At 62.9% G+C, this 24,452-nt stretch carries 18 protein-coding genes and 1 tRNA gene; 18 read left to right on the top strand and 1 reads right to left on the bottom strand.

Features of this window, described 5'->3' with window-relative positions:
* Positions 1 to 142 precede the first annotated feature (142 nt).
* From EOE18_RS11780 to EOE18_RS11760, 5 genes are all read left to right on the top strand, one after another.
* The gene (locus tag EOE18_RS11780; protein WP_127709726.1) at positions 143 to 571 is read left to right on the top strand and encodes a (deoxy)nucleoside triphosphate pyrophosphohydrolase; all 429 of its coding nucleotides are present in this window, start codon (positions 143 to 145) and stop codon (positions 569 to 571) included.
* 102 nt (positions 572 to 673) lie between these two features.
* A tRNA-Arg gene (locus EOE18_RS11775) sits at positions 674 to 750 on the top strand.
* 194 nt (positions 751 to 944) lie between these two features.
* Entirely contained in the window at positions 945 to 1,580 is a 636-nt protein-coding gene (gene folE / locus EOE18_RS11770; RefSeq protein WP_127709724.1) for a GTP cyclohydrolase I FolE, read from the top strand.
* 143 nt (positions 1,581 to 1,723) lie between these two features.
* Positions 1,724 to 2,491, top strand: a complete 768-nt coding sequence (locus tag EOE18_RS11765; RefSeq protein ID WP_127709722.1) for a right-handed parallel beta-helix repeat-containing protein — start codon at positions 1,724 to 1,726, stop codon at positions 2,489 to 2,491.
* Between the two features lie 226 nt (positions 2,492 to 2,717).
* A complete protein-coding gene (locus tag EOE18_RS11760) occupies positions 2,718 to 3,509 on the top strand; it encodes a class I SAM-dependent methyltransferase (protein WP_127709720.1) in 792 nt (263 codons plus the stop codon).
* 66 nt (positions 3,510 to 3,575) lie between these two features.
* Here the strand turns inward: EOE18_RS11760 and EOE18_RS11755 are convergent, their stop codons facing one another.
* Positions 3,576 to 4,055 carry a peroxiredoxin gene (locus EOE18_RS11755; protein WP_127709718.1) on the bottom strand — a complete coding sequence of 160 codons (480 nt, stop codon included), beginning with the start codon at positions 4,053 to 4,055 and terminating at the stop codon, positions 3,576 to 3,578.
* A gap of 276 nt (positions 4,056 to 4,331) precedes the next feature.
* On the opposite strand from EOE18_RS11755, the gene ahcY reads away from it, so the two are divergent.
* From ahcY to EOE18_RS11690, 13 genes are all read left to right on the top strand, one after another.
* Complete coding sequence (ahcY, locus tag EOE18_RS11750) at positions 4,332 to 5,723, top strand: adenosylhomocysteinase (protein ID WP_127709716.1); 1,392 nt, start codon at positions 4,332 to 4,334, stop codon at positions 5,721 to 5,723.
* A gap of 200 nt (positions 5,724 to 5,923) precedes the next feature.
* Entirely contained in the window at positions 5,924 to 8,293 is a 2,370-nt protein-coding gene (locus EOE18_RS11745) for a sensor histidine kinase (RefSeq protein ID WP_127709714.1), read from the top strand.
* Positions 8,290 to 8,745, top strand: a complete 456-nt coding sequence (gene tsaE / locus EOE18_RS11740) for a tRNA (adenosine(37)-N6)-threonylcarbamoyltransferase complex ATPase subunit type 1 TsaE (RefSeq protein ID WP_127709712.1) — start codon at positions 8,290 to 8,292, stop codon at positions 8,743 to 8,745. The genes EOE18_RS11745 and tsaE overlap by 4 nt, the downstream gene beginning before the upstream one ends.
* On the top strand, positions 8,736 to 9,743 hold the full coding sequence (locus EOE18_RS11735) for an aminoglycoside phosphotransferase family protein (protein ID WP_127709710.1): 1,008 nt from the start codon (positions 8,736 to 8,738) through the stop codon (positions 9,741 to 9,743). The genes tsaE and EOE18_RS11735 overlap by 10 nt, the downstream gene beginning before the upstream one ends.
* Positions 9,740 to 10,462, top strand: coding sequence for a nucleotidyltransferase family protein (locus EOE18_RS11730; protein ID WP_127709708.1), 723 nt, complete (start codon positions 9,740 to 9,742; stop codon positions 10,460 to 10,462). Before EOE18_RS11735 ends, EOE18_RS11730 begins: the two co-directional genes overlap by 4 nt.
* Entirely contained in the window at positions 10,459 to 13,503 is a 3,045-nt protein-coding gene (addB, locus tag EOE18_RS11725) for a double-strand break repair protein AddB (RefSeq protein WP_246027412.1), read from the top strand. Before EOE18_RS11730 ends, addB begins: the two co-directional genes overlap by 4 nt.
* Positions 13,500 to 17,024 carry a double-strand break repair helicase AddA gene (gene addA, locus EOE18_RS11720; RefSeq protein ID WP_127709706.1) on the top strand — a complete coding sequence of 1,175 codons (3,525 nt, stop codon included), beginning with the start codon at positions 13,500 to 13,502 and terminating at the stop codon, positions 17,022 to 17,024. The genes addB and addA overlap by 4 nt, the downstream gene beginning before the upstream one ends.
* Before the next feature lie 60 nt (positions 17,025 to 17,084).
* A complete protein-coding gene (gene trxA, locus EOE18_RS11715; RefSeq protein WP_127709704.1) occupies positions 17,085 to 17,405 on the top strand; it encodes a thioredoxin in 321 nt (106 codons plus the stop codon).
* Positions 17,406 to 17,572: 167 nt separating this feature from the next.
* Positions 17,573 to 19,126 carry a hypothetical protein gene (locus EOE18_RS11710; RefSeq protein ID WP_127709702.1) on the top strand — a complete coding sequence of 518 codons (1,554 nt, stop codon included), beginning with the start codon at positions 17,573 to 17,575 and terminating at the stop codon, positions 19,124 to 19,126.
* Between the two features lie 118 nt (positions 19,127 to 19,244).
* The gene (locus tag EOE18_RS11705) at positions 19,245 to 20,798 is read left to right on the top strand and encodes a M28 family metallopeptidase (RefSeq protein ID WP_127709700.1); all 1,554 of its coding nucleotides are present in this window, start codon (positions 19,245 to 19,247) and stop codon (positions 20,796 to 20,798) included.
* 102 nt (positions 20,799 to 20,900) lie between these two features.
* A complete protein-coding gene (locus EOE18_RS18625; protein ID WP_181953050.1) occupies positions 20,901 to 21,239 on the top strand; it encodes a hypothetical protein in 339 nt (112 codons plus the stop codon).
* Between the two features lie 239 nt (positions 21,240 to 21,478).
* The gene (gene guaB / locus EOE18_RS11695) at positions 21,479 to 22,936 is read left to right on the top strand and encodes an IMP dehydrogenase (protein ID WP_127709698.1); all 1,458 of its coding nucleotides are present in this window, start codon (positions 21,479 to 21,481) and stop codon (positions 22,934 to 22,936) included.
* Between the two features lie 260 nt (positions 22,937 to 23,196).
* Positions 23,197 to 24,375, top strand: a complete 1,179-nt coding sequence (locus EOE18_RS11690) for an RsmB/NOP family class I SAM-dependent RNA methyltransferase (RefSeq protein ID WP_127709696.1) — start codon at positions 23,197 to 23,199, stop codon at positions 24,373 to 24,375.
* Positions 24,376 to 24,452 lie beyond the last annotated feature (77 nt).

Here is a 24,452-nt window from a genome sequence, read left to right as displayed (position 1 = left end):
ACCGGCGCCTGAAGGGGGAGGGGGAGATTGACGCCTGACGTGCTGCTTTTCGCAATTGCGGCAAGGGTGGTCCTTGATACCGGTCAAGCTTGCCAGCGATGGCGCGATGGTCAAGGGGAGGAGGGCAGAAGGAGTGGCCCGCATGGCAGATGGTGCAGCGCAAATGATGTTGCCGGTGGTGGCAGTGGCCTTGCTGGATGAACAGGGGCGGGTGCTGATGCAGCAGCGCCCTTTGGGCAAGCAGCATGGCGGTTTATGGGAGTTCCCCGGCGGCAAGGTCGAGGCGGGCGAAAGCCCGCAGCAGGCCGCCGCGCGTGAACTGGCCGAGGAGTTGGGGGTAGGGCTGGCCCCTTGCGCCTTGGATGCCGTGGGCTTTGCGGCAGAGCCGGTGCTGGCCAAAGGGCGGCGTTCGGTGGTGATTCTGCTCTTTGCCGCGCGGCATTGGCAGGGCACGCCGCAACCGCAGGAAGGGCAGAATATGGCATGGTATGGGGTGGAGGATTTGGCTGCTCTGGCCATGCCGCCGCTCGATTATCCTTTGGCGCGAGCCCTAGTGGCGTGGCGGAGATAGAATGATCGCGCGCGGAAAAGGCCGGAAAATAAGGGTTTTGAAAGAATTTTGAAAATTCCCCTTGTCAAGCCGGAGGAGCGCTTCTAAAGGCGCGTCTCCCAAGCACCCGTAGCTCAGCTGGATAGAGCATCAGACTACGAATCTGAGGGCCGGGCGTTCGAATCGCTCCGGGTGCACCACAAGACCGATTTTTCCCATTCCTGAAAGTTTTGCCCGCTGGTGCAGCATGCCTGATCGGGCAATTACACTTGCTTTGCGCGACAGATGGGCCAAAAGCGCGTGCAGACAGGGCCTTGGGTCCTGCACAACAGTGCTGGCGATGCCGCGAGAGGGGATAGACCCCGTAACGCCCCGCCAAGCGGAGATATGCAAGATGAGTTTTACCGCTGACCACGGCCATATTCACGCCAGCGCGCATGATCACGACGAGGCGCCCAAGGGCAAGCTTCCCGTGCCGCAGGATGTGCAGGAGGCGATCCGCACGCTGATCCGCTGGTCGGGCGATGATCCAGAGCGCGAAGGCCTGCTGGACACGCCCGCCCGCGTGGCGCGCGCGTGGAAGGAATATTGTCAGGGCTATGACGAGGACCCTGCCCAGCATCTGGCCCGCCAGTTCGAGGAAGTGGGCGGCTATAACGAGATCGTTCTGTTGAAAGACATCCCGTTCCAGAGCCATTGCGAACATCATATGGCTCCCATCACCGGCAAGGCGTCGATTGCCTATCTGCCGCGTCACAGCGTGGTGGGCATTTCGAAATTGGCCCGCGTGCTGCACGCCTATGCCCGCCGTTTGCAGATTCAGGAGCGCCTGACCGCCCAAGTGGCGCAGTGCATCTGGGACAATCTGAACCCGCATGGCGTGGCGGTGGTGATCGAGGCCCAGCATGGTTGCATGACGGGACGCGGTGTGCGCACGCCGGGCGTGGGCATGGTGACCAGTCGCCTCTATGGCACCTTTCTGTCCGATCCGCGCAGCCGCAAGGAAGTGCTGAGCCTGATGGGCTACTGATCTTGGGCTTTGTGGCCTGATATGTCCTATAATTCCTGCGGTTTCCGTAGTTTTACCCTGTCAAAATGAACCCACTCGGGTTCGACGCTGAAGGGCCCGCGCCGTAAACTGGCGCGGTTTTTTTTGTTGCAGAGGGCAGGGATATGCATTGGCGCGGATTATCGGTGGGGCTGGCGGCGGCGGCTTTGTCCGCGCCCAGTCCGGCATGGGCCTTGATCGATCAGACCTGGGTGGCGGAGGAGGGGTTTGATTCCGGCTCCTGTCAGGCGATCTCGCCCTGCGCCACTTTGGCTTATGCCATTACCCAGACCATGGCTGGCGGAACGGTGATCGTATCGGGCAGCGGCTATTATGGCGCGGCCACGATTGACCGGTCGCTGACCATTCGTGGCGAATATGGCACGCCCACCATCACGGCGAGGTTGACGATTGCGGCGGGAACAACGGACCGTGTGGTCCTCGATAATCTGTTCATCCAATGCAAGGCGGCCGCGCGCGGGGTCGCCTATGCCACAGGAGTGACCATCACGCAGGCCTATGACGTGTTGATGAAGGGCGTCACGGTAAAGGATTGCGCGGCCAGCAGCGGGGTAGCCGCAGGGGTCTATCTGGACGTTTCGACGCAGAGTCGGTTGACCATGTATGATTGCGCGCTTTTCAACAACACGGTGGGCGTGTGGATCACGGGCGCTGCGGGCAAGGCGCATCTGAAAATGTTCCGCAGTCTGGTTTTGGGCAATCCGGAATCGGGCGTGCGTATTGTCGGTAGCGGCAATGACGTATTCCTGTCCGACAATTCGATGCTGGGCAGTGTAAAGGGTTTGGATTTGCAGAGCGGCGGAACGTCCAAATCTTTCGGGAACAATGCTTTGACCAGCGGGGACGTGCCGATTGCCTTGCCGCTATATTGACCCTGCGCATGTTAACCATAATGGCGCATATTTGGTGTGGCGTGGGGCTTGAAGGGGTGAAAAACTTTGGACTATAAATGGCATGTTGAGCAAATAATTGGCCGGTTCCCTGCTTAGGTTTCGTCACTTAAGCTTTGGCTGGGGATGGTTGACGATTTGACTTTATCTGCATTGCGGATGGCCTCTGCGCATGGGGGCTGCATTCCGCGCCGCGAGGTTGGTCCCGATGTCCGAAGCGTTCCTGCATTCTGTTGCCGAATATGCCAGTCTGATCGTGGATTGTCTGGCTATGGCGCGGGCGCGGGAAGTGGTGGAGGTGACGCAGGCACCGGGCGGAATCGCGCGGCAGATCGTCCCCTATCTGGAACAATACGACGGGCGTTTGACCGTGATCGATCCGGCACCGGACGCAGAATTCCTGCACTGGCAAATGTTGCAGCCACAGGTGATATCGGTCGCGGCCCATAGTCTGGACGCGGTGGGGTTGCAGAATGATGTGGACGCATGGATATTGGATGGCGACCACAATTACCACACGGTTTCCAATGAATTGCGGATGGTCAGCAGTCTGGCTGACCGTGATGGGCGTCCTGTTCTGGCCTTTGTGCATGACGTGGGTTGGCCATGGGGGCGGCGCGATTTCTATGGTCAGCCTGACCGGATTCCGTCCCATGCCCGCCACGCTGCGGGCCGCCATCTGCCTGCGGTGCCCGATGAACTTTGCCTTTGGGGCGGGGATCAGGCTGCCTATGCGGTGCAGGAAGGTGGGCCGCGCAATGGCGTGTTGAGCGCGGTGGAGGATTTCCTGCGCGACAGTCGGGAGATGGACCTATCGCTGGCCTATGCCCATGTGCCCGCCATCTTCGGGCTGGGGGTGATTTATGACAAGGCGGCGCCCTATGCTGCGGCTTTGGCACAGCGGTTGGCGCCATGGGATCGCAATCCCTTGCTGGCGCGGATGGAGGACAATCGCTTGCGCCAGATCGGGGCGGACCCGCGTTGGAGCGATGTGGCCTGAGCGCACATAAAAGCCCCGACAAGCGCATCGGCTTATCGGGGCTGCTTGATTAGGTATCAGGCTGGATTACAGGTTTTCCAGCACATATTCAGCGGCCGAAACCTTGAATTCACCCGGGGCTTCGACGAAGAGCTTGTCCACCACGCCGTCCTTGGCCACCAGAGCGAAGCGCTGGCCGCGCAGGCCGAGGCCAAAGCCGGTGCCGTCCATGGTCAGGCCCAGCGCCTTGGCAAAGTCGCCATTGCCATCGGCCAGGAAGGTGATGTCTTCGCTGCCCTTTTCCGCACCCCAAACGCCCATCACGAAGGGATCGTTGACGGCGGTGCAGATGATTTCGTCCACGCCGGCAGCCTTCAATTCAGCTGCCTTTTCCACGAAGCCGGGCAGGTGCTTGGCCGAGCAAGTGGGGGTGAAGGCGCCGGGCACGGAGAAGAGGGCGACCGTCTTGCCCTTGAAATATTCGGCAGTTTGCACCGGCTCGCGCTCGGCTGCGGTGGACTTTACCAGCTTCACATCGGGCAGGGTTTCACCAACGGCGATCGTCATGTCATTCTCCTTGCATCGGCCGTGCGGATCGGGGGCCGCCGGCTCAGTCTTGGAATATAGGGAGCCAAAGTGCGGCCGCAACCGCGCTTGTGCTTTTTACCTTTCAATTTTCGCTTGCGTGCGGCCCCTCATCGGGAGGAATGCGGAGGATGTGGGCAACCATATAAAGGAAGCTTTATATGCATTGCGTGCGCTCATGCGCTCGGCTAAAGGGCGGCACATGGCGGCTGCGTTAAGGCGTGGCTGCAAACCAGATATACGGTAGGAGACACCAAGGTGAGCAGCCAGGATTATGTGATCGCCGACATCGGCCTTGCCGACTTTGGCCGTGCGGAAATTGCCATTGCCGAAACCGAAATGCCCGGCCTGATGGCTCTGCGCGCCGAATATGGCGCTGCGCAGCCCTTGAAGGGCGCGCGCATCACCGGTTCGCTGCATATGACGATCCAGACCGCCGTGCTGATCGAAACGCTGGTGGCGCTGGGCGCGCAGGTGCGTTGGGCAACCTGCAACATCTATTCGACGCAGGACCATGCCGCTGCCGCCATCGCCGCGCAGGGCATTCCCGTTTTCGCCATCAAGGGCGAATCTCTGGCCGATTATTGGGACTATGTGGGCTCGATCTTCGATTGGGGCGATGAAACCGCCAATATGATCCTCGACGATGGCGGCGATGCCACCATGTTCGCCCTGTGGGGCGCGCGCGTGGAAGCGGGCGAAAAGCTGTTTGAACCCAGCAATGCCGAGGAAATCGAGTTCGTCCGCGCGCTCAACGCTTTCCTGAAGCGCAAGCCCGGTTATCTGACCGAAAGCGTGAAGAACATCCGCGGCGTTTCGGAAGAAACCACCACAGGCGTGCATCGCCTCTATCACATCGCCAAGGACGGCAAGCTGCCTTTCCCCGCGATCAATGTGAATGACAGCGTCACCAAGTCGAAGTTCGACAACCTCTATGGTTGCAAGGAATCTTTGGTCGACGCCATCCGTCGCGCCACCGACGTGATGCTGGCCGGCAAGGTCGCATGCGTTGCCGGTTTCGGTGACGTGGGTAAGGGTTCGGCCGCTTCGCTGCGCAATGGCGGCGCCCGCGTGATGGTGACCGAAATCGACCCCATCTGCGCGCTGCAGGCCGCGATGGAAGGCTATGAAGTCGTCACCATGGAAGATGCGGTCAAGCGCGCCGACATTTTCGTGACCTGCACCGGCAATGAAGACGTCATCACCGCCGAGCATATGGCCGCCATGAAGCCGATGAGCATTGTTTGCAACATTGGCCACTTTGACAGCGAAATCCAGATTTCGGCCCTGTCGAACTACACCTGGACCGAAGTGAAGCCCGGCACCGATCTGGTCACTTTCCCTGATGGCAAGCAGATCATCGTGCTGGCCAAGGGCCGTCTGGTGAACCTTGGCTGCGCCACTGGCCACCCCAGCTTTGTGATGTCGGCCTCCTTCACCAACCAGACTTTGGCCCAGATCGAGCTGTTCACCAAGACTTCGCAATATAAGAACGAAGTTTACGTGCTGCCCAAGCATCTGGACGAAAAGGTAGCCGCGCTGCATCTGGAAAAGCTGGGCGTAAAGCTGACCCAGTTGAGCCAGAAGCAGGCTGATTACATCGGCGTGCCGCAGGCTGGCCCGTTCAAGGCGGATCACTACCGCTATTGATCGCTTGATCTGAAGCGTAAATGCCAACGCCTCGCGCAGGAGAGATCCTTCGCGGGGCGTTCGCTTTTGGGGCTGTTGCGCGGGTAATTCCGCGCATTCCCACCAAGCCGGACCCAACTCTGTCCGTCAGGCCGGCGTAACTGGGGCCAAAGCCGTTGCATCTATTGCCAAGCGCGGCGGTGATGCTTAGCTGGTGCCCTATGATATTGACCCCTCTTGCCATGGTGATGCTGGGCCTGATGCTGGCGGCTTGGGCGCTGGCAGGTTTGCGGGCCTTGAGCTTTGCTCGCAACAGCCAGCAATCCGCGCGCCAGTCGCAGCTGACGGCCGAAAAAATGGCCCGCATGATCGAGGAAAGCCCCGCGCAACTGCTGATCGTGCGCAGCGATGGTCGGCTTGAAGGCTCGCCGCGTCTGGCCTCCTGGCTGGGTTTTGAAAATCTGCCGACCTATCTCAACGAATTGGAAGGTAGCGGGGCGCAGGCCGGTTTGGGCCTGTCATCCGAACAATTGGAGGCCTTGGGCGAGGCGGTGTTGACCACCCAGCGCACGGGCCGCCCTTTCCGCCTGTCACTGGCGCCGCGCGGTTCGCGGCGCAGTCTGGCTTTGCGCGGATGCCTGGCCGATCCGCAAGTGGCGCCCGCCGGTTCGGCGCAGGTCTGGGTGTTTGACGCCAGCGATTCCGAACATCAACTGGCCAGCGCCCGCGCAGAGGCCTTACGCGCCAAGGGCGACTTTGCCGCTTTGGTGGGCCTGATCGAGGCTGCGCCCATCCCCATGTGGTTCCGCGAGCCCAAGGGCACGCTGCGTCTGGTCAATTCCGCCTATGTCCGCGCGGTGGCGGGGCAAAGTGCCGAACAGGTGGTGGGCGAAGGTGTGGAACTGATCGAACGGGTCGATGGCCTCTCGCCAGTGCAGGTGGCCGCTCAAGCCATGCTGGAGCGCCGCCCGATCGAGCGTATGGTCGCCGCCACCATCAATGGCCAGCGCCGCGCGCTTCGCGTGTCCGACCTGCCTTTGGGCACCGAAGGCGTGGCGGGCTATGCGATCGACGTGGAGGAGATGGAGGAACTGTCGCGCAACTTCCGTGCCTTCCGCGAGGCGCAGCGCTCGATGCTCGATCTGCTCTCCTCTGGCGTGGCGCAATTTGACTCCCGCCGCCGCCTGACCTTTGCCAACCAGACCTTGCAGGCTTTGTTCTCGCTGCGCCCTGCCGATCTGGCCGATGCGCCCTCGTTTGAACGCCTGCTGGATGCTGCCCGTGAGCGTGGCCGCGTGCCGGAAATGCGCGACTATCGGGCGTGGCGCAAGGAGCGCGTGGGCTGGTTTGCCTCGGCGGCCGCGCAGGAAGAGGCTTGGCCTTTGTCCGATGGCACCCATTTGCGCGTAGTGACCCAGCCTTTGCCCGATGGCGGCATGTTGCTGGTGGTGGAGGACCGCAGCGAGACTTTGCGCATTGCCGCCATGCGCGATACTTTGCTGCGCACCCGCACCGCCACATTCGACAGCCTGTTCGAGGCGGTGGGCGTCTTCGCGCCCGACGGGCGGATGCAATTGTGGAACCGCCTGTTCGCCACCGTCTGGGGGCTGGAGCCTGAAGCGCTGGACGAACATCCGCGTATCAACGACCTGTTGGTGAAAATCGCCCCCAGCCTGACCAAGCCTGCGCAGGCCAAATCCTTGGGCGAAGTGGTGCGCGCCGCCACGCTGGAACGTCGCCAGACCGGCGCGCGTGTGGCCATGGCAGATGGGCGAACGCTGGAATTTGTGGGCGTGCCGCTGCCCGATGGCAATGGGTTGCTAACCATTCTGGACATCACCGGATCGCAAAAGGCCGAGGATGCCTTGCGCGAACGCAATGCCGCTCTGGTGGAGGCGGATCAGCTCAAGACGCGCTTCCTTGCCAATATGAGCTATGAATTCCGGACGCCGCTCACCAGCATTGGCGGTTTTGCCGAATTGCTGGCCGAAGGGCTGGGCGGGGAATTGAGCGAGGACGGGCGCGATTATGTCCGCGCTATCCTGTCCTCGGTGGAGCGTCTGTCGGACCAGATCGAGAATGTGCTGGACCTTTCCCAATCCGAAGCGGGGCTTTTGCCTTTGGCGCGAGAGGATATTGACCTTTTCGCCATGATCCGCCGTCTGGTGGAGGAGCGGGCGGCGAAGGTAGATCAGGGCCAGCTTGATCTGGACCTGCGCGGCAGCAGCAAGTCTGTCGGCCGCATCTGGGGGGATTCGCGCCGCTTGGCCCGCGCCTTTGGCCATTTGCTGGACAATGCCATTTCGGCCACCCCTGCGGGCGGGCGCATTCTGGTGGCCGTATCGCGCATGAAAGAGGATAATGGCGAGCGGATCAGGCTGGTGGTGTCGGACAATGGTCCGGGCATGGATGCGGCCACTTTGGCCCGCGCGCTGGATGGGGCGAAGGTGTCGGACGATGGCACCGCGCTGGAACGGCGACAGGGGCTGGGCCTGCCCTTGGCGCGGCAATTGATCGAGGCGCATGGCGGCTCGCTGGAGCTACTGTCCGAACCGGGTGAGGGCACGGCGGCAATCGTGGAGTTGAAATGAGCGTGAGGCAGGAATTGCTGTTGCCCGATCTGGCGGCGATGGAGGCATGGGGCGCGCAGATCGCGCAGAACCTGCGGGCGGGTGATGTGGTGGCGCTGGAAGGCGGTTTGGGCGCGGGCAAGACCACGCTGGCCCGCGCCATCATCCGCGCCATGGGGCATGAGGGCGAGGTGCCTTCGCCCAGCTTTGCCATTATCGAGGTCTATGACGCTCTGCCTCTGCCCTTGGTTCACGCCGATTTCTACCGCCTGTCCCATCCTGCCGAGGCGGAGGAACTGGGGCTGGAAGATTATCGCGCGGGCGGGGTTCTGTTGGCCGAATGGCCGACTCATGCGGGCGGCTTTGCGCATGAGGCGGGTTGCCTGTCCATCACGCTGGAATTTATGGAAGATGGTCGCAGGGCCATTGTCGAAGCAGGGGAAGATTGGCTAGGGCGGTTGCCATGTCTGTAAACGCTCATCAGCCGAATCTGCCGCAAGGCCTTGCCGAATTTGTCCAGTCCGCCGGTTGGGGCGGGGCGGTGGTGGAGCCCTTGGCGGGCGACGCTTCCTTCCGCCGCTATTTCCGCTTGCGGCAGGGGGATGGCGCAACGGCGATGCTGATGCATGCTCCGCCGCCGCATGAGGACCCGGCGCCTTTCCTTGCCGTGGGCCAATGGTTGGCTGATGCCGGTCTACGTGCGCCCGCCATTTTGGCGCAGCAGGCCGAACAGGGCTGGGTGCTGTTGGAGGATTTCGGCGATTGCCGGATGCGCGACCATCTGGACGCCAACCCGCAGGATGAGTCGGCGGTATATGAAGGCGCGCTCGATGCGCTGGTGGCACTGACGCGTTTGCCCGCAGGTCCGTGGGCGCCTTATGACGAGACGGTCTATCTGCGTGAAGCCGCGCTGCTCACCGAATGGTATGCCCCCGCTGCTGGTCTTTCGGTGGATGCGGAGGGCTATCTTGCTGCATGGCGCGAGGCCTTGGCCCCGATGATCGCAAGGCAAGATGCAGGCGTCACCGTTTTGCGCGATTACCATGCCGAAAATATCATGCTGCTGTCTGACGGGCTGAAAGATCAGGGCTTGCTGGATTTTCAGGACGCTTTGGTCGGCCATCCGGCCTATGATCTGGTCAGCCTTTTGCAGGATGCGCGCCGCGATGTTTCGGCGCAGCTGGAATCGGCGATGCTGGACTATTACCTTGCGGCCACCGGTTTCGAGCGTGAGGCCTTCCTTGCCGATTACGCCCTGCTGGGCGCGCAGCGTAATGCCAAGATCGTGGGCATTTTCGTCCGCCTCGCCCGCCGCGATGGCAAGGCGCGCTATCTTGATCTGATCCCCCGCGTCTGGGCGCAGATGGAGCGCGATTTGCGCCACCCCGCTTTGGCGCCGGTTGCGCGCTGGTTTGAAGCCAATATCCCCGCCGCCATCCGCGCGGCCAAGGGCGGGAGCCTATCCGCATGAGCAAGCTGGCATCCGACACCGCCATGGTGCTGGCCGCAGGTCTTGGCAAGCGTATGCGCCCTTTGACCGCCACCCGTCCCAAGCCGATGGTGCCGGTCGCGGGCAAGCCCTTGATCGACCATGCGCTGGACCGTCTGGCCGAGGCGGGCGTGGCAAGGGCCGTGGTCAATGTGCATTATCTGGCCGACCATATCGAGGCCCATGTTGCCAAGCGTTTGGCGCCCGTTGTTACCATTTCGGATGAACGCGGCGTCTTGCTGGAAACCGGCGGCGGCATGGTCAAGGCGCATCAGGCGGGCCTGTTGCCCGATCCCTTTTTCGCGGTGAACAGCGATAATGTCTGGCTGGATGGCCCGCGCAACGCCTTTGCCGAATTGTCCGCCGCGTGGAACCCCGATGCGATGGATGCGCTGCTGTTGATGGTGCGCCATAGCGCCGCGCCGCTCTATCGCGGCATGGGCGATTTCCAACTGGACCCGTTGGGCCGCGTCAGCCGCCGCAAGGCGGGCCGCATGGCACCCTATATTTACACCGGCATCCAATTGGTGTCCCAGCGCCTGTTGCGCGATGCGCCCGAAGGCGGCTTTTCCACCAACATCCTGTGGAACCGCGCGCTGGAGGAAGGGCGTCTGTTCGGCATCGTGCATACTGGTGAATGGTTTGAGGTGGGCACCCCGCAATCCATTGCCCCCACCGAGGAATTGTTGAACCGCGTGTGAGCATACCAACCCCGCAAAAGGCCCGTCAGCCCAAGGTTTACTCCATTCCGGCCCACCATGGCTTTGCCGATGCTTTGGTGGCGGGGTTGGTCCCGCGTTATAGCGACCCTGATCTGGGGCTGGCGCGGCTGACGCTGCTCTTGCCCAGCCAGCGTGCGGCGCGGACCATCACCGAAGCCTTCGTGCGTGCGGGCACCGATGCCGCGCATAAGGGCATGCTGCTGCCGCGCATGGTGGTGGTGGGCGATCTCGATCTGGACGAGGCCTTGGGCAGCCTGCTCGATCCGGTGGGCGCGGCCGAACATCTGCCCCCTGCGGTGGATAAAACCCGCCGCTGGCTGCGTCTGGCCGAGATTATCGGCATGGTCGAGGGGGAGGCGGCTCCCAAGGGGGCGGCCCGTTTGCGCCGCGCCGCCGAAGTGGCCGCGACGATTGACCGACTGGCGGTGGAGGGCATTGCGCCCGATCATCTGCTGGCCGATCCGGTGGTGGCCTTGGTGGGCGATCAGGCCGAGCATTGGCGGCAATCGACACTGGCTTTCCTGAAAATCCAGACCCATTGGCGCGCCGAACTGGAGGTTCGCGGCGAGGTGGACCCGCCGGTGCGGCGCAATGGTCTGTTTGACCATGCCGCCGCGATCTGGCGCGACAATCCGCCGCCTTTCCCGATTGTGGCGGCAGGCGTCACCAGCGCCTCGCCCTCGCTGGCCCGCCTGCTGCGCGTGGTTTCGGAAATGCCGCAAGGGGCGGTGGTGCTGCCCGATCTCGATCTCACGCTGGATGACGAGGTGTGGGACGAGCTTGGCCGCGCCGGTGTGGCCGATGCGGCGGGCGGAGCGCCTTTCGGACGGGAGGACGCGCCCACCCACCCGCAATATCATTTGAAGCTGCTGCTCAACCGCATGAGCGTGGCGCGGGGCGAAGTGGCACCATGGCATCGCGCCGGCCCCAGCGCCGCGCCGCCGGAACGCAGCCGCGCCATTTCCAACCTGTTTCTGCCCCCGCGCGCCTCGGCCCGCTGGGTGGATCTGCCCGAAAGGCAGCGTCGCATGTCGGCCGTGCGGCTGATGGAAAGCGAGCATCCCGGCCATGAGGCGCAGGCGATAGCCATCCTGATCCGCGAGGCATTGGAACAGCCTGAAAGGCGCGTGGCTTTGGTCACGCCCAATCGAGGCCTCGCCGCCCGCGTGGTGGCGCATTTGCAGCGCTGGGGCATTCAGGCTGATGATACGGCGGGCCGTGCTTTGCCGCAAACTGCGCCGGGGCGATTGTTATTGCTGCTGGCCGAAGTGGCGGGCGAAGGGGCGCCGCCGGTGCCTTTGGTGGCGTTGCTGGGCCATCCTCTGGTGCGCCGTGGCGAACCGCGCCGTGCATGGCTGGAGCAATTGCGCAGGCTGGATCTGGCCCTGCGCGGGCCGCGCCCCGCTGCTGGCATGGAGCCGATCCGCGCGCTGATCGCCCGTATCGAGGGCAAGAGCGGCCCCGCCCAATTTTCCGCATGGTGGGCGGAGGTAGAGACTATTGTCGGCCCCTTGCTGGCCCTGCCCGAGGATGCGCCGCTGGCCGATCTGCTGGATGCGATCATCGCGGCGGGCGAGGCTTTGTGCGGCGAGGATCTGTGGAACGAGGCGGCGGGCCGTTCGCTGGCCGGTTTTGTCGATGATCTGCGTCTGGGCGCCTTGGCCGAGGGCACGGTGTTGCCCCGCCGCGATCTGGCCGCGGCCTTGCGTCTGGCGATGGATGGTGTGGCGGTGCGTCCGCCATGGGGCGGCCATCCCCGCGTGGCGATCTATGGCCTGCTGGAAGCACGTATGACCCGCAGCGATCTGGTGATCTGCGGCGGGCTAACCGAGGGCAATTGGCCCGGCAGCCCTTCGCCCGATCCCTTGCTGCCCCCTGCGGTATTGCGCCATCTGGGAGTGCCGGGGGCGGAATTCCGCATCGGCCTTGCCGCGCATGACCTTGCCGGATGCCTTGGCGCGCCCGAAGTGGTGCTCAGTTGGGCAAGGCGGGATGAAGGCTCGCCGGTGATCCCCAGCCGCTTCGTTCTGCGCGTGCAGGCCATGCTGGGCGAGGAATTGGCACGCAAGCATCGCGAAGAGACGGCTTTGGTGCTGGCGCGTGATATTGATGTGGCCAATGCCGTGCCGCCCCATCCGCGCCCGCAGCCCATGCCCGATGCCCAGCAGCGTCTGGTGGACATTCCGGTTACCGCCCTCGACCGGCTCCGCGCCGACCCTTACCAATTCTATGCCCAAGCCATTCTGGGCCTGCGCAAGCTGGACCTGCTGGACGGCCCGCCCAGCGCAGCATGGCGCGGCACGGCGGTACATGAGATTTTGGACATTTGGCACAAGGCAGGAGCCAGGCAGGGGCAATTGATCCCCACCGCGCATCAGGTGCTGGACAAAATGAGCGCGCATCCTCTGGCGCGCAGCCTGTGGCGTCCGCGTCTGCTGGCCGCGCTGGAATGGGTGGAGGCGGAAATCGTCAAGCAGCGCGCGGAAGGGCGCAAGGTTCTGGCCACCGAAGTGCGTGGCGACATGCATATTGACGGCATCCGCATCCATGGCCGCGCCGACCGGATTGACATGATGCCCGATGACAGCCTTGCGGTGGTGGATTACAAGACCGGAACCCCACCTTCGGGCAAAATGGTGCAGGAGGGTTTTGCGCTGCAATTGGGCCTGATCGGCATGATCGCGCAGAGCGGAGGGTTCGACGATGTAGCGGGCGATCCGCGCCATTTCGAATATTGGTCCTTGGCGCGATCGAAGGAAGGCACTTTCGGCTTTTCGCAGGAGCCAGTGCTGGAAGGGCGCAAGAAATCGGGCATCCCGCGCGATGAATTTCTGGAAAAGACGCAGGATTTCCTGTGCGAGGCGATTGCGAAATATCTGTTGGGTAGTGAACCTTTTACCGCCCTGCTGCGGCCCGATATCAAGGGCTATAATGATTATGACCAATTGATGCGTCTGGACGAATGGATCGGTTGGCTGGGTGGCGAGGAAGCCCCCGAAGCCGAGGATGAAAACGCATGAGCGGGCCTGCCAAACTCCACCCCCTGTTTGGTGATCAGGCGCGGGCGGTGTTGCCGGACCAGACAGTCTGGCTATCGGCCAGCGCGGGCACGGGCAAGACGCAGGTGCTCTCCGCGCGCGTATTGCGGCTGTTGCTGGAACCGCAGGTACGGCCCGAACAGATCCTCTGCCTGACCTTTACCAAGGCGGGGGCCACCGAAATGGCCGAGCGTATCAACGCCACGCTGGCGCGTTGGGTGCGTGCTGATCCGGTAAGGCTGGCGCAGGAATTGCAGGCGATTGGCGCGGATATCACGCCAGAGGTGCAAGCCCGCGCGCGCACCCTGTTTGCCGCCGTGCTCGATTGCCCCGGTGGTGGTTTGCGCATTGATACGATCCATGCCTTTTCCCAATGGCTGCTGGCCGCTTTCCCGCAAGAGGCGGGGCTGCATGCCGGTGCCCGCCCGATGGAGGAGCAGGAAAAGGCGCTGTTAAGCCGCCAAGTGCTGGCCGACCTGTTGCTGGATGCCGAGGCGCGGGGTGATTACGGCATGTTGCGGGCGCTGGAATCGCTCAGCCTGCGGATGGGACCGGAGGATGTCGAGCGCTGGCTGATGCGCTGCGCCGGTGCGCGCAGCCTGTGGTTTGGCACGGGAAGCTGGGTGCCGCCCTTGCTGCCACGGGTAAAGCAATGTCTGGGGCTGCCGTCTGATGCCAGCATGGCGCAGGTGGTGGCGCTGTGTGAGGACGATGCGTTTGATGTCCGTTCGGTGCATTATGTGCTGGATGTGGTCAAGCAATGGACTGATAAGAAGGGTAATCTGACCCCTACGGCGGAGAAGAAGGCCAATCCGATCAGCGATTGGCTAGCGGCTTCGGCAGAGCAGAGACTTGCAGAACTGGGTAAGCTTTACGGGGCGATTTTCGGCACCAAGGGCGAGCCGACCTACCTCAAAAATCTGGATGCGATTGCGCCGGGTTATGGCGAATATTGCTTCCGCGTGGGCGAGAAAATCGCCGCTGTCCGCGCAAGGCAGGCCTTGGTGCGATTGGCCGAATGGTTGGCACCTGCGCTGGAACTGGGCCGCGCTTTTGCCTTGGCGTGGGACGAGGCCAAGGCGCGCGAGGGCCTGATCGATTTTGATGACCAGATCGCCCATGCCGCCCGCCTGCTGGCCCGATCGGACATGGCGGATTGGATTCGCTATAAGCTGGACCGCCGTTTCGACCATATTCTGGTGGACGAGGCGCAGGATACCAATGCCTCGCAATGGCAGATTATCGAGGCGCTGACCGAGGAATTTTTCGCCGGTGAAGGCGCGGCGGAAGATGCGGTAAGAACCCTGTTTGTGGTGGGCGATTACAAACAGGCCATTTTCGGGTTTCAGGGCACCAGTCCGGAAAACTTTGAAAAAGCGCGGCAAAGGGTGCGCAGCCGGATGGGCGGGGCGGCGGACAATGCCGCCAGCTATCGCGGCGGGGGCGAGGCGCCACGCTTGCTGGAACTGGGGCTGGAGCGTTCCTTCCGCACCGGCGCGACGGTGCTGGACTTTGTGGACCGTGCCATTGCCCATATAGGCCCAGAGGCTTTCGGCCTTGGCGCCTTGCCCGAACCCCATGTGGGTGAGGTGAGGCCCGGTGCGGTGGTGCTGTGGCGGGCTGTGGGCGGCAAGGAGGAGGCCGCTGACGAGGAGGAGGCCGAGGAGGCGCAGAACTGGCTGTCCAAGCCCGAGCGCGAGATGGCCGACCGCATCGCGCGGCAGGTGAAGGCATGGATCGACCACGGCTTTCCGCTGGTGAAAGGCATCAAGGCGGGCGATCCCCCGCGCCGTGCCACGCCCGATGATGTGATGGTGCTGGTGCGCAAAAGGCGCGAGCTGGCGGGCTTGATCGTGGCGCGGTTGCATGCGGCGGGGGTGCCGGTGGCGGGGGTGGATCGTCTGCGTCTGGGTGCGCCTTTGGCGGTGCGCGATGTGGTGGCGGCCTTGCGCTTTGCCGCGCAGCCGCTGGATGATCTCAACCTTGCCGCGCTGCTCGTTTCGCCCATCTTTGGCTGGAGTCAGGAGCAATTGCTGGCCCATGGCTATCGTCAGGGCAAGACCAAGCTGTGGGACCATTTGCGCCGCCATGCCACGGGCGAGGCGGCAGCGGTCGTGGTGCAATTGCAGGACTTGTTGGGGCGGGCCGACTTTGATCCGGTGCCTGACCTGTTGCACTGGTTGCTGGTGGGGCCTTGGGCGGCGCGCAAGGCTCTGGTGGCACGTCTAGGGCGCGAGGCCAATGACCCGCTCGATGAATTGGTCAATGCCGCCTATGCCTATGCTACCACCTCCACGCCCAGCCTTGTCGGCTTTCTGGCTTGGTTTGACGCGGGCGATGGCGAGTTGAAGCGCGAGGCGGGCAAGTCGGCGGGGTTGGTGCGGGTGATGACCGTGCATGGTTCCAAGGGTTTGCAGGCGCCGATTGTTATTCTGGCCGATGCCACGGGCGATCCGGCCAAGGGTATGGGAACGCCTTTGGCCGTCCCCGATCCGATGGTGATGGCGGGAGACGAGCCGCGCATCATCCCGCTGCCCGGCCTGAAAAAGGATGAAAAGCAGGGGCCGATTGCGCAGGCCGAGGCTTTGGCGGCGAAGGCCGAGGCCGAGGAGCATTGGCGCTTGCTCTATGTGGCGATGACGCGGGCGGAGGAGGCGCTGTTCATCGGCGGGGCCTTGGGCGCCAAGGAAAAACAGCCTGCAGCGGGCAGCTGGTTTGCGCGTCTGGCAGAAATGTTTGGCGACGAGGCTTGGGTGGAGGACCCGATCTGGGGTGCCACTGCGACCTTTGGTTCTCTGGCCGAGGGAGGGCAATGGGCGGCGCAGGCTGTGGAGCTTGACCTCAACGCAGGCAAGCCCGGTTGGCTGTTGCGCTCTCCACCGGAGGAAGCGCGGCCTCCGCGGCCCTTGGCGCCCTCCAGCCTTGGCGAGGAGGCTGGCGCGCAGCCGCCCAGCGCCAGCAGCGCCACGCGGGCTATGGCGGCGCGGCGCGGCGTGTTGATCCACGCCTTGTTGGAGCGCTTGCCCCCTGTGGCCGAAGATGCCCGCGCGGCTGCGGCTGAGAAATGGCTGGCGCGACAGGCGGCGGATCTGGGCGAAGAGGCGCGTGAAGAAATCGTGCAGGCTGCGCTCAACGTGCTGGCGGACCCTGCATGGGCAGATCTGTTTGGGCCTGATGCCTTGGCCGAAGTGCCGATTGCCGCCACGGTGGGTGGGCAGGTGGTGGCCGGCACGATTGACCGGTTGCTGGTGGAAAAAGACCGCATCCGTCTGATCGATTTCAAGACCGCGCGCCGCGCTCCGCAGCAGGCAGACGACATTTCCGTCAGCATCCTGCGCCAGATGGCCGCCTATGCACTGGCGCTGGAGGCGGCCTATCCCGGGCGGGTGGTGGAGGCTTCTGTGCTCTACACCGAAGGGCCGCGTCTGATCGCCTTGCCCGAAGCCTTGCTGGCACCGCACAAGGAGCGCTTGTTGCCCCAACAGCAAAGTTTGGGGCTTTAGGGCGGTTGCCATGCGCAAGGCAGCGCTTATTTAGACGATAACACTTCAGGAGATTACCCCATGGCCACCATCAAGGTTACCGACGCAAGCTTTTCTTCCGACGTTCTGGCTTCTGACAAGCCGGTGGTGGTGGATTTCTGGGCCGACTGGTGCGGCCCGTGCAAGATGATCGGCCCCGCTCTGGAAGAAATCAGCGACGAACTGGCCGATTCGGTGACCATCGCCAAGGTGGACATCATGGAGAACACCGATATCGCCAGCCAGTTTGGCGTGCAGTCGATCCCGCTGCTGATCGTGTTCAAGGACGGCAAGCCCGTGGCCCAGAAGCTGGGTGCGGCCCCCAAGAGCCAACTCAAGGCTTGGATTGAAGGCGCGCTGTAACGCGCGCGGGGATTGAAGGCGCGCCAAAACGCGCTGGCATGTCCGGCAAGAACAAGGGGCGGTAACCTGCGGGTTGGCCGCCCTTTTTCTTGGGCCTGTCTGCCCTCTGTCCAATTGGTCTTTGTCAGGTTACGCCTGTCAGGCAATTGATTCTTGCGAGGGTGTGCATGAAATTGTCGCTGTGGATTAAGAGTGTTTCGACGGCCGGTGGTCTGGCCTTGACTTTGAGTGGTGCCGCCATGCCTGCCCATGCCGAATGGCAAGAGGCCAAGTCCGCCCATTTCCGTGTCTATGGCAATATGGCCCCCGATGTTTTGCGCAAACGGACGATCAATCTGGAGCGTTTCGATGCGGTGTTGCGCAGCCTGTTGAAGGCGGAGGATGAAGGCATGCCTTCAACCATCTATGTCACCGCCGGTTCAGCGCAAATTTCAAATATGATGGGTGGTCGCGGTGTCGTCGGCTTTTACCGGCCCAGCTATGAAGGTTCGTTTGCCTTCATTCCCGCATCGATGTCCAATGGTGAAACGCTGACGCCTTCCCAGGTGATGTTTCACGAATATACCCATCACATATTGCTGTCGAATACACAGTCATTCTATCCGCGCTGGGCTACCGAAGGTCTGGCCGAACTGTTTTCGACTCTGGCTTTTGACGACAAGGGCAATGCCATTATCGGTGCGCCGGTTACCGATCGTGATTGGGCGATCCAAGGCATGCACCATTGGAAGGTTAAACGTCTGATCGAGGCCGACGAGAACCCACCAAAGGAAGACGAGCAGATCGAGCTTTACAGCCGTGGCTGGTTGCTGTGCCACTATCTGTTGATCAGTGGGAAAAGGCCGGGCCAATTCTTTCAATATCTTGACCGGTTAAGCCGTGGCGAGAAGCCTATGGCCGCGGCTGAAAAGGTGTTCGGCGACCTTGCCAAGTTGGATGATGAAGTGGAGACCTATGTCCGTCGTTCGACTTTTCCCAGCTGGCTGGTTCCGGCGGATAAGATCAAGACCGCAACGACTGTAAACTTGCGTCCCCTTCGCGAAGGGGAGGCGGCGATCATGCCCTTTCGTATGGAGTCTGTTCATGGCATCCGGCCGGAAAGGGCCGAGGCGCTTGCCGCGCAGGCCCGTCCGATTGCCGCGCGCTATCTGGATGACCCATTTGTGCAGCGCGCGATGGCCGAAATGGAATTTGATGCCAAAGCCTATTCCGCCGCCGATGCTGCCGCGCAGCGCGCGCTGGCCGTGGAGCCGGACAATACCGGCGCCAGCGCCTATCGCGTGCGGGTGGCGGTGAAAAAGGCGCAAGCGAGCGGCAAGGCGGAGGATTGGGCGCTGGCGCGGCAGTTGGTGTTGAAGGCCAATCAACTCGCCCCCAATGACCCACTGCCCTATGTGCAATTCTATGATCTGGCCCGCGCGCAAGGTGGCGCGATGCCTGCCGGTGCGGAGGACGGGATCTTGCGGGCGGTCGTATTGGTGCCTTCGGATGCGCAAGTGCGTTTGCGCGCGGCGATTGTGCTGATCGGGCAGGGGGATATCGCGACGGCTCGTAGCCTGCTTGCGCCCATGGCGCTTGATCCGCATGGCGACCATGGGCCGATCGGCGAATTGGTCAAAGCGATGGATGCGGGGCAGGATAAGGTTGCCTTGCAGTCTAAAATCAACGCCTTGCATTTGAATATCAACCAATTCGCACCCGAGAAAAAGAGCGCGACTTAAGCCTTTGTCCGCCAGTCGTGCCGCGATGGTGATGCATGGATGCAACGCTGGGATTTATCCCCATTCCGGCACGATGGGGTGCTTGTCGGCGGGCTTGGTTGGTGTAGGTTCACCGTCGATGAAACGAGGCTGGGCTGCGATAAGGCGTTTGAACCGGCGGCGGGGGGCAGGGGTGCTTTCCGGCGTCGGTTTGGCTTGCGGATTGGCCTTGTTGGTGGTCGGCACAGCGCAGGCGCGTACCGAGGTCAAGCCGGACAAATTGCTGCAAGAGCAATTGCTGGCCCATATCCGCATTTTGGCCAGCGATGATTTTGCCGGACGCGAACCGGGCACCGATGGCGAGGCCAAGAGCCTGCGCTATATCGCCCGCCAGTTTTACGACATCGGTCTGGTGTCGGGCACCAACCAGCCTGCCAACCCTTGGTTCGCGCCGGTCCGTATCGTGTCGCGTCGGCCTGCGGCGGGCGTGGCACAATTCTATCGACGCGGGCGCAGCCTGCCGGTGTCGGCAGAGGATGTGCTGGTGCTGACCTCTGGTCGCAGGGCGTTAATTCAGGGCGCGCCGCTGTTGTTTGTCGGGCGGGGCTTGGCTGTGCCGCCGCGTTCGGAATTGGCGGGGCGGGTGGCGGTCATCCTTGATCGACCGCCAGCTGGCGAACAATTGGGCGATACGGCGCGGCAAAATGCCTTGCTGGCTGGCGGGGCGGCGGCGGTCATGACGGTGCTGGACGGGCCACGCAATCTGGCCATGGTCAGTGAAAAGCGCAGTCGCTCGGCCTATGCCTTGGCCAGCGAGGCTTTGGGCGGCGATGTGGAGGCCTATGTCACGCCCGCCGCGCTGGACCAGATGCTGGATGGTGTGCCCGACACTCTGGCCAGCCTGCAACGTGAGGCGGACAGGCCTGATTTCGCCCCGCGCCTGCTGGATGTCAGCGCCAGTCTGGAAGCGACCACGCGTGAGACGGTGATCCTGACGCATAATCTGGTGGCGCGCCTGCCGGGCAAGAATAGCGATGCCGGCGCGGTGGTGCTGATGGCGCATTGGGACCATTTCGGCACTTGCGCCGCGCCGCCCGCGCCGCATCTTTTGTGCAATGGTGCGGTGGATAATGCCAGCGGTGTGGCGGGCATGATCGAAGTGGCGCGGCGGGTGGCCAAGCTGCAATTGGACCGCGATGTCTATTTCGTGGCGACCACGGGTGAGGAATGGGGCCTGCTGGGCGCGGAGGCTTTTGCGGAAAATCCGCCCTTGCCTTTGCAGAATATTGTGGCGGCCTTCAATCTGGATTCCCTTGCCATTGCTCCTGCCGGAACGCCTTTGGGCATTGTGGGCAAAGGCCTGACTTCGCTCGACACCGGCATCGCCAATGTCGCCCGCGAACAACATCGCAAGCTGGATCCGGGCGAGGGGCCCAACCGTTATATCAGGCGGCAGGATGGCTGGGCCTTGTTGGCGCATGATGTGCCTACGGTGATGGTGACCAGCGCCTATGGCGATCTGGCGCGGTTGGAGCGGTTTTTCGACGGCGATTACCACCGGCCCGGTGATGTGGTGAAGGCTGGGCTGGAACTGGGCGGGGCGGTGGAGGATGTGGCTTTCCATGTCGCTCTGGTGCAATATTTTGCGGATAATGGACGTTTCCAGCCCTATATGTCCAATGTTCAGCGGTGATCCTTTGTGCTTTACTGAAGTTGCGGCGCAAGTTGCCGCATTCATGAACCGGACAGGGCGGCTCCCCTACCGCTTGGGCCAGAGTTGAAACAGGAGATTGCCATGAAGAAGTTGATGCTGCCCCTCGCGCTGGTTGCCGTTCTGGCCCTGCCTGCTGCAGCCAATGCCTCGCCCTGCCGCAATGCCAAGGGGCAGTTTGCCAAGTGTGGCACGCCCGGCGCGATGCCTTCCGGTGGCAAGGCCGCTCCTGCGATGAAGCCTGCCGGTCCGGCGATGGCGCCTGCCATGGCTCCGGCCATGAAGCCCGCAGCGCCTGCCCCCGCGATGAAGCCTGCGGCCCCCACCATGAAGCCTGCGGCCGCGCCCGCCATGGCCCCTGCGATGGCTCCGGCCAAGAAGGGCCCCTGCAAGGACGCCAAGGGCAAATTCATCAAGTGCTGATGCCGATGCGGGGCCGCTGTCAGGTGGCTTCCGGATAATAAGGCCCGCGCTGTCCTGTCAGGATAGGCGCGGGCTTTTGCATGGGGGCGACAAAATTTTTTCGCTCAAAGCGCCTCTGTCATCAAATTCTCGCAAAAAGCCCCCTAGCCCTTTGCGTCATGCTTGTTTACATGGGCCGCCACGAATCCACGGGCGGCTTGCCTGCCCCACAGACTTGATGAGAGACCAGCGTGGCGATCATGGACATTTCCCTCGGCCTTACCTTTGACGACGTTTTGCTGCGTCCGGCCGAATCCGACATCGTTCCCTCCATGGCCGATACGCGCACGCGTCTGACCAAGGGAATTGCCCTCAACATCCCCGTCATTTCCTCGGCCATGGACACGGTGACCGAAGCGGATATGGCGATTGTCATGGCGCAATTGGGCGGCATTGGCGTGCTGCACCGCAATCTGACCATCGAGGAACAATGCGCCGCGGTTCGCGCGGTGAAGCGCTTTGAAAGCGGCATGGTGGTCAATCCCATCACCATAACGCCCGATGCCACGCTGGGCGAGGCCCGCGCTATCATGCAGGCCAACCGCATCAGCGGCATTCCTGTGGTGGAGGCCGGTGGCAAGCTGGTCGGTATCCTGACCAACCGCGATGTGCGTTTTGCCGATAATGCCGCGCAGCCGGTGCGTGAATTGATGACGCATGAAAATCTGGCCACCGTCTCGCATGGCGTGTCGCAGGATGAAGCGCGCAAATTGTTGCACGCCCGTCGCATTGAAAAGCTGCTGGTGGTGGACGATGCCTATCGCTGCATCGGCCTGATCACGGTCAAGGACATGGAAAAGGCCGTGAATTATCCCTCGGCCACCAAGGATGCCGCTGGGCGTCTGCGCGTGGCGGCGGCCACCACGGTGGGCGACAAGGGTTTTGAGCGCACCGCCGCTCTGCTGGACGCGGAATGTGACGTGGTGATCATCGACACCGCCCACGGCCATAACCGTGACGTGGCCCGCGCTGTTGAGCGCGTGAAGAAGCTGAACGCCAATGCGCAAGTGGTGGCGGGCAATGTCGCCACCGCCGAAGCGACCCGCGCGTTGATCGACGCTGGCGCGGATGCGGTGAAGGTGGGCATCGGGCCCGGCTCGATCTGCACCACGCGCATCGTGGCTGGTGTGGGCGTGCCCCAGTTGACCGCCATCATGGAAGCGGCGGAAGCGGCCGAAAAGGCTGGCGTGCCGATCATCGGTGACGGCGGCCTGCGCACATCGGGTGACGCTGCCAAGGCACTGGCCGCTGGCGCCAGCACGATCATGGTTGGCTCGCTGTTGGCCGGTACGGAAGAAGCGCCGGGCGAAACCTTCATCTATCAGGGCCGCGCCTATAAGGCCTATCGCGGCATGGGCTCGGTTGGCGCGATGGCGCGCGGCAGCGCCGACCGCTATTTCCAGCAGGACATCAAGGACCAGATGAAGCTGGTGCCTGAAGGTATCGAAGGTCAGGTGCCTTATAAGGGCCCTGCCAAGGATGTGGTGCATCAGTTGGTGGGCGGCATCAAGGCGGCCATGGGCTATACCGGCAGCGCCACGATTGACGATCTGCGCACCAAGGCGAAATTCGTGCAGATCACCAATGCGGGTTTGAAGGAAAGCCATGTGCATGATGTGACCATCACGCGTGAGGCGCCCAATTATCCGACGCGTTAAGGGTTGGGTTTGGCCTCCGGCGGGCCAAGGGATTTATCCCTTGGCAATCCCGATAATCGGTTGTGCCAGATTTGATTGTTTAAGGCCTGCGGCGCTGGGTGTTGTACTACATTGCGCCGTAGGCTTTAATATTTGATGCGTTGCCAAATTTGGCAAAACATCGAGCCCCATTGCGCCACGCAAAATTAACGGGAGCGCGAGGGACGAGTCCCTCGCATTTCTATATCCAGCCCTCTCAAGTCAGGCAAAACCGCAAACCCATGACCCCCCAAGCCCGTGTCCAAGCCGCGATAGAGATCCTCGACGAGGTGATCGCCAGCGCAAGGCGCGGCGGGGCACCGGCGGATCGGGTGATCACCGAATGGTTCCGCACCCGCCGCTTTGCGGGCAGCAAGGACCGGCGGGCGGTGCGTGAACTGGTCTATAGCGCTATGCGGGCATGCGGGGCGGTGCCGGAAACGGGGCGTGCGGCGTTGCTCAGGCTGGCGCAAGGCGATGCTGCTCTACCGCCTTTGTTCGATGGTTCCCGCCATGCGCCCGCGCCGATCGAGGCGGGCGAGCAGCCTGCCGAGGCCGGCATCGCCCCGCGCTGGCTGGAGCAGCGTCTTGCTGTCAGCGGTATTACGGGTGAGGCGGCGCAGGCTTTGCTCAGCCGCGCCCCGCTCGATATTCGCGTCAACGCCCTGAAGGCTGATCGCGCCACGCTGGCCCTGCCCGAGGCGGGCGAGCCTTTGCTGGCCCCGCAAGGCTTGCGCTATCCCGCCAACACGCCGGTGGAGCAATGGGATGCCTATCAGGCGGGCCAGATCGAGGTGCAGGATGGCGGATCGCAACTGACCTGTCTGGCGGTGGATGCGCGGGGCGGCGAAACGGTGGTCGACCTTTGCGCGGGCGGCGGCGGCAAGACTTTGGCGCTGGCGGCCTCCATGGGCAATCGCGGGCAATTGATTGCCTGCGATGTCGATCGCGCGCGCCTGTCCCGCCTTGCCCCGCGAGCCGAGCGGGCAGGGGTGATTATCGCGCAAACCCTGTTGATGAACCCCAACCGCGAGCGTGAGGCTCTGGCGCCTTTTCTGGGCAAGGCCGATGCGGTGCTGATCGACGCGCCTTGCAGCGGCACGGGAACATGGCGCCGCCAACCCGAAGGCCGCTGGCGCCTGACCGAGGCAGAACTGGCACGGGTGACCGGTATCCAGTCGCGGCTGCTCGATCTGGCAGTGGAATTGGTGAAGCCGGGCGGGCGGATCATCTTTGTCACCTGTTCGCTGCTGGATGAGGAAGGCGCGGGGCAATTCACCGCCTTCCTTGCCCGCCAGCCCCGCATGCAGGCCGAAACCCTCACCATCGCTGCGGGCGAGCCACGGGGCGGCGGTTTACGCTTTTCTCCCCTGTCCGATGGTACAGACGGGTTCTTCGTTGCCCGTGCCCGCTTGTTGTAAGCTTGCGGCCTGTGGTAACGGTTCGTTCATGTTAGATGCCACACCAGACACTAGGCGCTTACGCCCTGTCACGGCCA

Source organism: Novosphingobium umbonatum, from assembly GCF_004005905.1.
Lineage (GTDB): Bacteria > Pseudomonadota > Alphaproteobacteria > Sphingomonadales > Sphingomonadaceae > Novosphingobium > Novosphingobium umbonatum.
Note: the sequence above shows the minus strand (reverse complement) of the source record. Positions and strands in the feature narration are given on the sequence as shown.